At 41.2% G+C, this 13857-nt stretch carries 12 protein-coding genes; 6 read left to right on the plus strand and 6 right to left on the minus strand.

From position 1 onward, the window contains the following. Nucleotides 1-240: 240 nt before the first annotated feature. A complete protein-coding gene (locus tag BN988_RS16110) occupies nucleotides 241-2421 on the plus strand; it encodes a Xaa-Pro dipeptidyl-peptidase (RefSeq protein WP_051558047.1) in 2181 nt (726 codons plus the stop codon). Between the two features lie 178 nt (nucleotides 2422-2599). Here BN988_RS16110 and BN988_RS16115 read toward each other — a convergent pair whose 3' ends face one another. The 4 genes from BN988_RS16115 to BN988_RS16130 form a co-directional block, all read right to left on the minus strand. Beyond that, a complete protein-coding gene (locus tag BN988_RS16115) occupies nucleotides 2600-4822 on the minus strand; it encodes a M6 family metalloprotease domain-containing protein (RefSeq protein ID WP_036578055.1) in 2223 nt (740 codons plus the stop codon). A gap of 79 nt (nucleotides 4823-4901) precedes the next feature. After that, nucleotides 4902-6497 carry a M4 family metallopeptidase gene (locus BN988_RS16120; protein WP_036578056.1) on the minus strand — a complete coding sequence of 532 codons (1596 nt, stop codon included), beginning with the start codon at nucleotides 6495-6497 and terminating at the stop codon, nucleotides 4902-4904. 30 nt (nucleotides 6498-6527) lie between these two features. Further along, nucleotides 6528-7118, minus strand: a complete 591-nt coding sequence (locus BN988_RS16125; RefSeq protein WP_036578058.1) for a CalY family protein — start codon at nucleotides 7116-7118, stop codon at nucleotides 6528-6530. A gap of 611 nt (nucleotides 7119-7729) precedes the next feature. Next, nucleotides 7730-8068, minus strand: coding sequence for a DUF3889 domain-containing protein (locus tag BN988_RS16130; protein WP_036578060.1), 339 nt, complete (start codon nucleotides 8066-8068; stop codon nucleotides 7730-7732). Nucleotides 8069-8198: 130 nt separating this feature from the next. On the opposite strand from BN988_RS16130, the gene BN988_RS16135 reads away from it, so the two are divergent. Together BN988_RS16135 and BN988_RS16140 are read left to right on the plus strand one after the other, a co-directional pair. Continuing rightward, nucleotides 8199-8777, plus strand: a complete 579-nt coding sequence (locus BN988_RS16135; protein ID WP_036578062.1) for a histidine phosphatase family protein — start codon at nucleotides 8199-8201, stop codon at nucleotides 8775-8777. A 57-nt stretch (nucleotides 8778-8834) separates the two neighbouring features. Continuing rightward, the gene (locus BN988_RS16140; protein WP_036578063.1) at nucleotides 8835-9329 is read left to right on the plus strand and encodes a GNAT family N-acetyltransferase; all 495 of its coding nucleotides are present in this window, start codon (nucleotides 8835-8837) and stop codon (nucleotides 9327-9329) included. A gap of 123 nt (nucleotides 9330-9452) precedes the next feature. Here the strand turns inward: BN988_RS16140 and BN988_RS16145 are convergent, their stop codons facing one another. Then, nucleotides 9453-9857, minus strand: a complete 405-nt coding sequence (locus BN988_RS16145; RefSeq protein ID WP_051558050.1) for a MerR family transcriptional regulator — start codon at nucleotides 9855-9857, stop codon at nucleotides 9453-9455. Between the two features lie 88 nt (nucleotides 9858-9945). On the opposite strand from BN988_RS16145, the gene BN988_RS16150 reads away from it, so the two are divergent. Genes BN988_RS16150 through BN988_RS16160 form a run of 3 tightly spaced genes read left to right on the plus strand, consistent with a single transcriptional unit; the run spans nucleotide 9946 to nucleotide 11956 of the window. Further along, complete coding sequence (locus tag BN988_RS16150) at nucleotides 9946-10272, plus strand: hypothetical protein (protein WP_036578064.1); 327 nt, start codon at nucleotides 9946-9948, stop codon at nucleotides 10270-10272. Nucleotides 10273-10326: 54 nt separating this feature from the next. Then, the gene (locus BN988_RS16155; protein WP_187120261.1) at nucleotides 10327-11091 is read left to right on the plus strand and encodes a class I SAM-dependent methyltransferase; all 765 of its coding nucleotides are present in this window, start codon (nucleotides 10327-10329) and stop codon (nucleotides 11089-11091) included. 25 nt (nucleotides 11092-11116) lie between these two features. Then, complete coding sequence (locus BN988_RS16160; RefSeq protein ID WP_036578066.1) at nucleotides 11117-11956, plus strand: alpha/beta fold hydrolase; 840 nt, start codon at nucleotides 11117-11119, stop codon at nucleotides 11954-11956. Nucleotides 11957-12093: 137 nt separating this feature from the next. On the opposite strand, the gene BN988_RS16165 is transcribed toward BN988_RS16160, so the two are convergent. Further along, entirely contained in the window at nucleotides 12094-13809 is a 1716-nt protein-coding gene (locus BN988_RS16165; protein WP_036578067.1) for an ABC transporter ATP-binding protein, read from the minus strand. Between the last annotated feature and the right edge of the window lie 48 nt (nucleotides 13810-13857).

The raw sequence follows: 13857 nt of genomic DNA on the forward strand, positions 1-13857 counted from the left end.
TCCTCCTCAAAATTTATTTATTTTGAAGAGTTACGTCGCAATTTATCCACTGTCTAATCTCTCCTTCCTTTATAATTATTCCACAAATATACTTGAAAACCTTCTCTAAAGACGTTCCTTTTTATCAGAACCAATTATCTATTTTAAAATCTAAATTATCTGAAAAATAGTGCTTCTCCCTCTTCTAGCTTACCTTCTTACATGCTATTTTTATACTAGATTAATAGAGGAGGGAATGTATTGTTTAGCAAAACGAATAAAAAAGTAGTACATGCTGTCCTGTCACTTGCTGTTTTGTCTGCACTAGCCACTCCTGAAATCGTACATGGCGCGGCTGATACCGCGCAGGAAAAGGAAGGATACGAGCTGGAAAATGGGGTGACAGAACCGATTTATTCTTATCAAGATGCAATTACGGAAACGATCTATGTAGAATCCACCATGGATAGTGATCGAGATGGGGAACTTGATAAAATCGCTGTAGACATTATTCGTCCGTTGGAAACAGAAGATGACTTAAGCGTCCCTATCATTATGGATGCGAGTCCATATTATGAAGGCCTTGGGCGTGGAAATGAATCGGAAATCAAGGACCCAGATAACGATGGAGTAAATGAAATGTTTCCACTATTCTACGACAACTACTTTGTACCACGAGGTTATGCGGTTGTACAAGTAGATATGGTAGGAACCAATAACTCTGATGGCTGTCCGCCAACTGGAGGGGAAGAAGAGACCGAAAGTGTGAATGTCGTGATAAACTGGCTAAACGGTAAAGGAAAAGCGTGGAATGAAGCTGGTGAAGAAATTGAAGCTGATTGGTCAACAGGGAAAGTAGGTATGATTGGGAAGTCCTATGACGGAACCTTAGCAAACGCTGCTGCTGCATCTGGTGTGGAAGGTTTAGAGACAATTGTGCCAATCGGTGCTATCAGCAGCTGGTATGACTATTACCGCTATGGAGGTACACCTTTTTATACAAATGGTCCGGGTAATCTATCACGCCTTGTAACAAGCAGCGAGCGTGTAGAAGATTGTGCTGTTGTCCGAGAAGAGATGCGCTTGGCAGCCGATGACGAAACCGGTGATTATAATGCGTTTTGGGACGAGCGTAACTTTGTGAAAAATGCCGATCAGGTGGAGGCAAGTGTGTTTGCCATTCATGGCATAAATGATTATAACGTTAAAGCGAATCATTTTTCTAATTGGTGGGAAGCTCTAGCAGAGAACGATGTACCGAGAAAGCTTTGGCTAACACAGACTGGCCATGTTGATCCGTTTGATTTTCGTAGAGCGGAATGGGTAGACACCCTCCATCAATGGTTTGATTATTGGTTACTTGATATTGATAATGGCATCATGGATGATCCAGCAGTGGACATCGAGCGGGCAGCTGACGAGTGGGAAACTCAATCTGCTTGGCCTAACGAAAAGGCTTCTGCCGTCAATGTGCGCTTTGCACCAGCTTCGGAAACCCTCCCAGGCACATGGCTAACAAGCCCATTATTAGATGCTAGCACCCAGTCCTTTACAGATGATCCTTATCAAACCGAACAGCAAATGGTTGAGGATGCCTTTCAATCAAAGGAAAACAGGCTCCTATTTGTCTCTCCGGAATTAGGGGATGAGGTGCACTTAAGTGGGGTCCCCGAGCTAAAACTCGACGCTATTGTAGATAAAGAAAATACACACTTAACTGCACTAGTCGTCGATTATGGTGTGGATGAGAGGGTGGATCATCGTGACCGTGGAGAGGGGATTCGTACACTAGAATCTGAATCCTGCTGGGGAGAGAGCTCTGAATCCGATGATGCCTGCTACAAGGAAACAGAAAAGACGACTGTGGAAGCCCCATACGAGATCGTAACACACGGTTGGATGGATGCCCAAAATTGGGAGTCGTTATCAACGTCTAATCCGCTAATTCCCGGCGATTCATATTCATTCGAATGGGAGGCATTGCCAGAGGATTATATTTTTAAAGAAGGGCATCGAATTGGTATTGTGATTGCAGCGAGTGATGACAGATGGTTAATCCCTGACAACAACCGGGCAACATTTGACGTGTCCCTTGGCGAAAGTACCATTTCCTTTCCTGTTGTTGGTGGTAAAAAGGCGCTAGATAGCGCACTAGGTTACGAAGGGGGGACATCCCCTGAAAATGCTGGGGACATGAAAGAGATTGTGGACTATTACTTGGATAATGGGGCATTCTCAAATCCAGGTGTATCCCGAGCAGTACAAGCTCACATCCGATCAGTCGAACAGTTTGAGAAAAAAGAGCGCGGCGATAAAGTAATCAAGCATCTGGAAAATCTTAAAAAACTACTCGATAATCAAAAGAACAACAACTTTCTTACAGACGAGGCGTACCTTGTTCTAACTGCTGATGCCAATACAATCATAGACAAATGGAAATAAAGTAGATAGATAGTCTTTTAAATAAGTTGCGAAAAAATAACCATGCTTATTTGCCATCTGATATAGGTGGTTATTTTTTTGAGGAAGAGAGAAAGACGGGTTCTATCTCTACACGACTTTCAGTATTATAAAAAAAGATCTGGGACAGTCTACCTCTACCCCAGATCAATCATTGTTTTTACTTCCACTCCTCGATCACGTAATCACTATAATCCAGTAGTGCACCTGCAGATATCTCGGTGATATTTCCCTGATCACGCTGATGGGTGACAAGCTGCATAAAGCCTTCCATATGTTTGATGACTTTTTCAGATTCCTTCTTTTTCTCAAATCGCTCTACAACAGTTAAATGGGTTTGTAATGCTCGCAAAGTCTCCTCATTGGAGATATCCTCTAACACTTCATAGCGGTTAAGAAGTTCTTTTAACCCTGTAGCGCTGAGATTACTCAATAGAAGCGTCACATCCTGTTCGACCTGACTCGCGTCCGTTTCCGATGTTGCTGTAAAGCTCAGTGCTACAGCCTCCTTCTTATTTTCCGGTACTTCAACATATACTGGCACCTTTACCGTTTCTCCTGATTCTACTTCAATTACTTCTTGTTCCAGCATTGTTTCCCAGCCGCCATCTATATCTGCTCGCAAACGGAAAAGGTCGGTTGCTTCGCCTGTATTGGTAACCTGGAAATAATGTTTGGCTACTTTTCCCGGGATCGCTTGTTCTTGCTCGCCACTTTCCGTTTTGACTCCGCGAGCAAAGTCGCCCCCACCATCCAGATGTCTTACCGCGACCCTATACGATAATGGGTCTTCTGTATCCCGATTATGATTAAGAATATAGAAGTGTAGTCTGTTATATTCATCTACATATTCACTAACGACATCATTTCCTGTTCCTGCTTTAAACAAGGCATCCGATAGTTGACGATAATCACCCTTCGAATACATTGCATCTGTCCCATCAGGTCTGGTAAAATCCTTTTGATTAATGTCTTCCTCATGGGAATCAATCACCCAAATATTTGGTGCAGATTCACTATCCTTCGTCTTCGCCAGCAGTACACCAGAATCTGGTGTAAATGAATCCATTCCAACACGGTCGACTACTTCCACAGTGTAATTGTCATACCATTTCTCTCCGCGTTGCATATCAGCCCGCCAATCATCTTCCAGGGAATTGGCCGGTGTAAGGTCCTCCATCATAATATTAATGCCATGTATTGCGGACTCGTCACTTGTACTGTCTTCTGGTACAGCACGTGCGAGAATATCAGCGAATACCGGCCCAGTCTCTGCCAATGCATCTCGATCGACATTTAGATAATCCTCTTCTGATAGAAATCCTTGTTTGATCTTATTTCGAAGCATATGATGAGACGGTGCAGAACCGCCTAGTGTTGGCATGACCATCCAACGTGTATGCGGCCCTCCTGGCCCGTTGAAACTCCCTCTGCTCATTAATTCCCATGGACCAGAATACGTACGAGAAACCGGATTGGCATACGGATTGTTATAATTATCCAGCAGATTCATAATATGACCGAATTCATGAGCGAACGTACCCATGCCGTCATTTTCCCCTTGAACAGATATGCCATTCCGAATATCGGCACTAGACCAAATACTTTTTCCCGCGACCCACGAAGTCCAGTCCACATACCTTGTCAGTGCCCAATTTGGCATATCGTAGTCTAAAGGTGGGCCGAATTCGTCTGTCACTGCCTCTTCATTTAAAAACATCATTTCACCAAATTCTTGCCATACGCCTGATTCATCGTACCCTGCGTGCAAAATAAAAGTGAAATCAAATTCCTCCCCAAATGCTTCCATATCTGCCTCTGCTTTGCTCATCGCCTCTGGACGGAGACTTTTTGCTTCATAACCCGGTGGCATATTTTCCTGCTGTCCGAATTCGTTCAACCCATACTGGAACTCATTTCCATCCATTCGGTAAGGGCCAAAAGCCTCCAGCTCTACTGCCCACTTTCCATAAGAATTTTCCCTCCAGTATTCATTGATCGTTCGATAGTTATTCAGTGTCTGCGGTTTATTGAGAAAGTCCACCCAATATTCCCCAACATCCTCTCTAGGAATATTTCCATTTCCAACCGGATTCCCAGCTTCCATAGAGCCCTCCTCTTGACTTATGATAAAATCGCGGTCTTGAAAGTCAACAACGATGAGGGCTCCCTTCAGCACTCTTTCCGGCTCCACCTCCGAATTCCGCCAATCTACCCCAGGAACCGGTTCATAGTCTTCCCACGTCATATCTTCTGGCAGCGTCCAATTCTGAGAATCTATCGGACTAGGAAAGGCTGGTAACCCTTCCGATGCAGCTTGTGCCGTGGTTGATAAAAGCATCATGATAAGAACGGCCAGTACGAGCGACTTTGCCACCTTCATGCATAACCCCTCCCTATTTAATGGACCAACCAACAACAATTCCAGCTATATTCTCTATATAGCTGGAATTGCCATTTTATTAGTAAACGCCTACTGCACTATACGCCTGCTCAACTGCTGCCACTGCATCCGAGTCGCTACCATAAAGGTCGCCAGCTGCCTGTATTGCCGCTTCTCGCATCATGCTGAAATCAGAGCTGCGAGTTAAATAGAGTGATAGTGCCCGGTAGTAGATTTGCTCGGTTTTATCTCTACCAATGCCATTCACTGCTACATCAAAGTGTTCTCCACCTTCAGAAATTAGGTAGGCTGCCTTGTTATTAATACTCGAATTAATATGAACCCCACCATTATCAAGTGTGCCTGTATATCTTTTGCTCCAGTGATCTGGATACGGTGCTTCCGTTCTCCGTTCAATTAGGTCCGTCGGGTCCTCCATCGATCTTAGTGCAAGCGTGCCATCTGCCATAATATTTTCTCCAATAAGCCAGTCATCTCGGTCCACCATTGCGCCAAAAATATCAGCAAAGGACTCATTCAGTGCTCCTGATTCACCTCGATAAATTAAATTGGCAGTATGTTGGACAACGCCGTGGCTCATCTCGTGTGCTGCTACATCAAGCCCTGCAGCAAGTGGGTGAAATCTAAGGCCATCCCCATCGCCATATGACATTTGTCTACCATTCCAGGAGGCGTTATTCCAATTATTACCCACATGGACTGCTGAAATGAGAATTTGCCCATTATCATCAACGGAATCTCTACCAAATGTGTCCTGGTAATAGTCATATGTTTTTTGGGCATTGGCATGGGCATCTACTGCCGACCCATCTTTAAACATTTTATTTATGCTAAACACATCAAGGTTTGTTCCTGTTGTATTGTCATATGTCACCACACCATCTCCTCTGGTCACATCAAACAGACGAAACTTCCCTTCATAGGCTTGTGCCTCAAACATTTTCCTATCTCCAAAAACCCCTGTACCAAAGGCTGTTACATCATGTGCAGTATTATAGGAGTCAACAACATTTCCATTCGTTGCGTCGATAAAATAATGCCAAAATCCTACTGCGGGCTCGGTGGTCGATGCTGTTACGAGATACGTATAATAATAGGCATCGTCATATTCATAAATATAAGGATCTACCTCTAGCGGACCGTCATAGTCTTTCACTTTGCCAATCTTTTTCTCAATTTCCTTTTTTGCAAGCTTAATCGCATCAGATTTTGATAGGTTTGCTTGCATGTTTATCTTTTTCTTATCAAGCTCCGGAATCACCTCTCCAAAGTATGCGGTTACATTATTATTTTCATCTAACTTTATAGTTTGATCTGCTCCATAAACAGGAATCCCTTTGTACGTTTGCTGGACTTTAAAATGGGAGTTATCTGTTTGGTCATCCTTCAATTCCTCTACAATATCAAAGTCTACATCTTTATTATTTTGTAGTTGGAAGTCTCCTTTATTCTGGGAAAAGTAAGCTCGGACAATCTCCTGCTTGGTCATTCCTCCTGGCGCATCCCACTTTTCCACAATATAAGATGGTGTATTGTAGGTGTCGTTTAATTTTATGTTGTCCTCCTCTGCAGAAACGGTTGTTCCATGTGTAACAATCCCTATTGATAGCGACAGTACTATGGTAGAAAAGCCAATTTTTTGGCGTAATTTCATTCCCCTCATTCCTTCCTTTGGATTTATTCGTTATTTTTCCTCTCCATCTCCCTGTGTCGCGTTAAAGGTCCATTCCAATGAGAGTGCGTCTCCCTGGTACATGTTCTGGTCTGCGTCATTATCAACAAATTCAAATTCAACCCAGAAATCATGCGATTCCTCTGAATCCAACCCACCTTTTTGCTCCCACAATGGATCCCATATATCCCGCTTCACGACATCTGGGTCCATTTGCTGTAAATCATATAAGGTTGTTTCAAACACAGGCTCACTTTCCTGATCCCAATTCCAAAGGAAATTAACTTTTATATGCTTGCCATAATCCTCTGTATTGTTGTTCTCTATGTCATTTACAGAGTAGGCGGTTTCTAAAAAGACATTTTCAATCTTTAAGCTTCCGTCATTTTCTAAGTTGAATTCTCGCATCATCGTATCACCAGGCTTAAGATTCTCCAATTCTATTAACGCCGTTTCATTCATGGATAAATCCAATGTGCCTGCAGCAAACGAATTACTCGACACCTCCTGATCACTAAAATAGGCATAGGTGCCTCCACTAATCAGTGCCACCCCTAATACACTTGATGCTAGTGCCAAACTCAACTGCTTTTTCAGTTTCATACCCGTTCCTCCCCTTCGTTTTTTGTCTACCGCATCCCTGCATGACCGCTTACAGTGATCCTTCACCTCCATTATCTCTTGGAATCACCTTGATGCCTGCCTGCTATTCTTGTAACTCTATTATAGGTACGCCCATCTACTAGATGTGTCGAAGCTTGTTGACGATTTTATGCTTTTACAAAAATGAACAGGAAGTACTAGTGACCATTTAAAAGCTTATAGGTATTCAGCATGGATAAATTTTACAACCAGCATTGGAAAAACCCTTTTACTCATACATAGGATTCATTTAGATGAAATTGCTAGTTTAATAGAATTGAAAAATAAATAGAAATGCCCAATAACAAATTTTGCAAAGCAGCTGATTCAATGAAAAAGGGGAGATGAGCATACAATACAAGCGGAATTTCCTAGAAATGGGAGCAAGGCAAAGAGCGGATTGTGGCTTTTGGCTTATGTATATATGGAGCTAATTTATTCCTCATCTACCAACGGGGCAATTATTGTCGATTAAGAAAAAAGGAAGAGGGCGAATGTGGCTCTTCCTTTGTGTGGCGCTCTAGGGTGGAGTTTGCACGCGACCTTGAGCATCTTCCACGCGATACCTGTTGCTATCGATCTGTTTCTTTAAATGTAACGGAGATAACTTCTTCCGTTTCTGGATGAAATTCAATATTTACATAGACACCAAATTCTTTTTGATCTTGCTTTAACCATAATTTAAAAATTTCAACCTCAGAGTTGGCGTTTTCTTTGCTGCCTTCATGTAGATAATCGATAATGTCTGCTTGAGGGTATTTGGCCTTCGTTTCTTTCATGGCAAGCTTTCCCCACTTAGCATAGGAAGGGACTTGCTCTCGTTCTTGTTGAGGTTCCGTATCCGCTGTTGGTAAAGCTTGTCCGATAAAGGTGGATAAACCTAGGCTTATTGCTATAAGTAAATTTTGCATAACGCACACTCCTTTTAGCTCTAGGTTGTGACATTGGGACAGATTTATTCAGCTGACCGCCCGCAGATAGAGCGAAATCTGTTATTATTTTATTAATATACATAATGCAAACAAACAGGGGGTTATGGGAATGACGACAATTTGCCTTATACGACACGGTGAAACAGACTGGAATTTAAAAGGAAAGCTACAAGGGAGTACAGATATCCCGCTAAACGAAACAGGGATTCGTCAGGCTGAAAAAAGCGCAGCCTATCTTAATGCAGAGGATTATGATGTTATGGTAGCAAGCCCTATGAAACGGGCCAAACGCACAGCTGAAATTATTAATGCTTCTCTACAGCTCCCATACGAGGAAATGAGCAATTTTGCAGAATGCTCTTTTGGTGACGCGGAAGGACTGACAATGGAGGAAAGAACGACTCAATATCCTGATAAAGCCTATCCAAATCGTGAAGAACCAGAAGACTTCATCAAACGTGTGATGAGCGGAGTGGATGATGTTCTGAAGAAATATCCCGATAAGCGCGTTCTTATTGTTGCCCACGGTGCGGTAATAAATGCTATTTTAGCAACTGTCTCTGGTGGAGAAATCGGTGCTGGGAAAACAAGGCTAATGAACGCTTGTATTAATAACATCCACTATAAACAAGAGAAGTGGGAAGTGCTGAACTACAATCAGGTCGAGCATTTAAGTGAAGACCTTTAAGGTAACGCAGCAGATTTTGTACTGTTAGTTTTAAATCAAATTTTAAAGGGGGATGACATGCTAACATTTGAGGCGATTGATGTAATGAAGCACCAAGCCAAAGTCATTGCATTTCGTAAAGACTCCTTTAGAGTTAGTTTTGGTGATACTTCAGGCTTTGGTGATGAAGAGGATTACTTGCGTTGGTTAGAAGAAAAGAAGCATGCATTCCCCGCTGGGTTTATGTTGGTTCGTGAAAATGATGCGTATATTGGACAACTTGAATTATCCATTAAAGAATACAACGGGGAGTCCATTGGGTATATCCATTTACTTTACCTTGTGCCTGAAAAACGCGGTCAAGGGAAGGGCTTGGAATTGTACCAATATGCAAAACAGTTTTTTCTTCAATACAATGTGGCTAGCTATGAACTAAGAGTTTCTCCCTCGAATACTGCTGCCATAAACTTTTACCGCAAAAGTGGTATGGAGGCTATAAAAATAGAATTTGATGGAAAAATAATTCGGATGAGAGGTATGCTTTCCCATGATAGAGATACCGACCTCGTGTAAAGGCGTAAACTTAAGTTTATTTATCGCAGTGCAACCGTCCGTAAGACTCGCACTTCAAAACATAAATTAAAACGGTAAGTTTTTAGTGGGAGTAAACGGACGCTAACAACCCGATTCGTTCAACTAACAATCAGTGGGGGAAGAATGGAAAACCCCCACTGATTGAAGTTTCACTTTATCAAAAGATAACCCTTTATATAATGCGGTTATCTTTTCTCTTTTAATGCGGAGTTTCTTCTCTTCCTCCAATAGAATTTTCTCTTTATCCTGCAACGATTTTAGAACTTCAGTAACTAATTCAGGGGATCCGCACCCCATGTTCTTTTTCACTTGAAAGATAGCTTGTATTTCCTTCAAAGATAAACCCAATTCCTGCAATTCTTTGATTGCCATAAAATCTTCTAGCTCTTTTTTTCCGTAATCTCTCCGGCTATTCATAATGCTTGGTTTTAATAAGTGGAGATCTTCATAGTGTCTTACCGTATGCTTGGTCGTGCTTGCCTCTTTTATAAATTGGCCAATTCTCATCCTTCTCTTCCTTTCTCTTTAAATCCCTCTTTACATGGGGTCGACCCCACCTTGTATGCTTTATCAAACAGTTCAAGGGGGAATCAACATGTTACACGGAATCATAATGACGCTATTTGGTCTTATTAGCTTAATTGGAGTAGTAGGCTACCTGCTTAAAAATCAGTCTCTGATAAGAGGTAAAAAGCTTTCTCTATTTTTCTTCACCTTTAGCCATGTTTGCTTCCTTATTACAGGGATTATGTCATGGCTTACGTCCGTTTCACCTATAGTTTTTATTTCAACTGTTGTACTTGTTTTCATCTCACGGATTATTAATGGTTTGATTCTCTATGGGAAAAACAATCCTAGGCATTATCTCGTGACTGGTGCCATCTTAATGTTGGCATTTCTATTATACTTGTACTGCTTATAATGATAAACTTTAACTATCTCATTAAACAGAAAATTTAAAACTAGGGGAACACCGATGACCATAGAAAATTTAGAAGAATATCAGGATCCCATTCAATATGATAAGGAACACGTTGCCTATGATGAGGATATTTCCTATTTAACAAAATCGGCAGACAAGGCTACAGGTCCAATTGTAGATTTAGCCTGTGGTACAGGAAGGGCGACCATACCCTTAGCAAAAGCAGGAAACAGCATAGTAGGAGTGGATTTACATCGTGGTATGCTAAGACGAGCAAGAGAAAAGGCAGTGGCTGAAAAGCTTGATATAGGCTTTATTGAACAGGATTGCACAAAATTGGAGCTTGGTTTAAAAAGCGACTTTATTTTCATGGTTGGAAATTCCTTTCAACATTTCCTTACCAATGAAGCGCAGGATAAACTATTAGAATCAATCCAACGCCATCTTGTTAAGGGAGGTCGCTTTCTTTTTAACACTCGTTTTCCAGGTGAAGAGGAACTAGTCTCCACGAATGATGAAGAGCCAGGGTTTTCTTATAAAGATGGAAAGCTTTCTGTCCACGTCTCCTACATCAGTGAATACGATGCACTCAATCAGGTCCAACATAATATCACCATAAGAAGATTTTTTGATGCGAATGGGAAACTACAAGATGAGAAACGCTCTGTAATTGATCTACGCTTCGTCTTTCCGTTAGAGATGGAACGACTACTTGAAAAGCACGGCTTTACCATTGAAGGGGTATACCAGGACTGGAATGAATCACCTTTGACATCTAATGCTTCGAAAATGGTTTATCTCTGTAAGAAAATAAATTAATGAGTTAAAGAAGTGGGGGATATTAATGTGGAAAAAAGAACTACTTCATACAAAGCGCGGCACCTTTGAATACTTTGTTAAGGGAAAGGGGGAACCGATCTGTATTACCCATCTGTACAGCCAATTTAATGAAAAAGGCTATTATTTTGCTGACCCATTCACTGAACACTTTCAAGTATATTTGGTAAATCTAAAAAATGCAGGTAATTCTAGCACAGTAAGCAGTGACGAAGAATTAAGCATGTTGGAGAGCGTAAAAGATTTAGAGGCCATCCGCGAAGAGCTGGGATTTCAGAGATGGGCTTTTGGAGGTCACTCTACAGGCGGAATGCTGGCTTTAAAGTATGCGATTCATTTTCCTAATTCCTTAACCAAGGTAATAGCAGGAGGCGCTACAGCATCTTATGAATATATGAACCACGAAGGAAGTATTTACTCTAGGAAAAACCCCCATAACAAAAGATTAAAAGAGATCTTTTCTGTATTAAACACTTCTAATAATATACAAGAGCGAAGGGCTGTAGCCAGAGAATGGTTAGAAATGTCCTTATACCGACCGCAGAATTATGATAGTTACTTTTCGAAACCAAGTAGTGGGAGTGTGGTACAAAAACGGCTTGATTATTACTCTTATGAAGAATTACCAGATTATGATATCAGAGAAGAATTGAAAAACGTAAAGGTCCCTGCCATAATCTATTGCGGAAAGCATGACGCACAATGTCCTTTTGTCTTTTCAGAAGAAATCCACAAGCAATTACAACATTCTTCTTTTTATTGTTTTCATGAAAGCAATCATAATCCCTTTCTTGAGGAAGCAGAAGCCTTTGAAGAAATGGTGCAGGCATTTAAAAAACTCTCCTAAAAAATATAAAGTGCAGTTTTATTATAAAAGATGTTTCATGTGAAACGTTGCGCGTATGCTAGTTCACTTATCGCCATTTTTTACAAACTACATACCAAAAAAGGCGTCTAAACTCTTTAGCTTAAACGCCTTTCTTTTTACCTCATCTGCACTTTATGCAAATGGGCGAAAATACCATCTCGTTTTAATAGTTCTTCATGGCTTCCTTCTTCTTCAATTCCTTCTTTTGTTACAACCATAATTCGGTCGGCATTTTTGATCGTTGCCAGTCTATGCGCAATGATCAACGTGGTGCGATCCTTCGCAAGCTCTGTTAATGCCTTTTGAATAATGGTTTCGGTTTCTGTATCCAATGCAGAGGTTGCTTCATCAAGAATTAGGATTGGCGGATTTTTCAGGAACATTCTGGCGATGGCAATCCGTTGCTTTTGACCACCTGATAATTTCAATCCACGCTCGCCTACCTGTGTTTCATAACCATCAGGTAATTCCTTAATAAATTCCTCCATATGTGCTTGGCGGGCAGCTTTTTCTATTTCTTCATTTGTAGCATCAAGTTTTCCGTAAGCGATGTTTTCTCTTAACGTTCCTGTGAAGAGGAAGACATCCTGCTGCACAATACCAATCTGTGCACGTAGCGACTCCTTCGTCATGTCACGAAGGTCTAACCCATCAATGGTAATACCACCTTGGTCCACATCGTAGAAACGCGGAATAAGCGAACAAATTGTTGTCTTACCAGCACCAGATGGCCCGACAAAAGCAATGGTTTCCCCTGCGTTAATGGAAAAACTCAATTCATTTAAAACAGGACGCTGTGTCTTTTCATAAGCGAACGTAACGTCATGAAAAGCGATATTCCCTTTTAGGTCTTCTACTTTTTTCGCATCTGGCTTGTTATCCACATCCGGCTCAACATCCATCAGGTCCATAAACCGTTTAAAGCCGGCCATTCCTTTTGGATATAGTTCCAGTAATGCCGTGATTTTTTGGATTGGATTAAACAGCACATTTACAAACAATACAAAGCTGACAAGTTCCCCGTACTGCAGTTCATTTTGATAAGTTAACCAAGCACCGACCACAAGAACAAGCAAAGTAATCAGGCGCATCATCATATAAATATTGGAATGCACAAATGCCATTACTTTATAGGCACCAATTTTGGCAATACGGAAGTTGTTATTATCCTTAGAGAAACGCTCCATTTCAAACTTTTCATTTGTAAATGATTGTACGACACGCACACCTGATACGGCATCTTCTACGCGTGCATTTACTCCAGCGATTTCCTCGTACATTCGCTTCCATGCCTTATTCATTTTAATATTGCTTAACGTAATCAAGAAAATAAGAATAGGCACAGCGATTAGAATGATGAGTGCTAGCTTCACATTAATTGTAAACATGATGAGAAACGCACCAATAAAGGTCATGATGGAAATAAAGAAATCCTCTGGTCCATGATGGGCAAGTTCCCCGATATCAAAGAGGTCATTGGTTATTCTACTCATAATATGCCCTGTTTTCGTATTATCAAAAAAGCGGAATGATTGCCTTTGCACGTGGTGGAATAGGTCACGACGCATATCTGTTTCAATATTAATACCGAGCTTATGCCCCAAATAAACCACTACAAATTGCATGAGGGTACTAATGATGTATACCAATAAGAGCAAGATACTCACGGTTACAATTACATTCCAATCTCCCTTTGGTAATAATACATCTATAAATCGTTGCACCGCAACCGGAAACGCTAACTCCAGAATGGCAACGAAAAAAGCAGAGGCAAAATCAATTATAAATAACCGTCGATGCGGTTTATAGTAAGAGAAAAATCGCTTTAGCATTGCTTCACTTCCTTTTTTACAGTCTAAAAGAAATTATAAGGTTAATTA

The organism is Oceanobacillus picturae (assembly GCF_000612865.1).
Taxonomy (GTDB): domain Bacteria; phylum Bacillota; class Bacilli; order Bacillales; family Amphibacillaceae; genus Oceanobacillus_B; species Oceanobacillus_B jordanicus.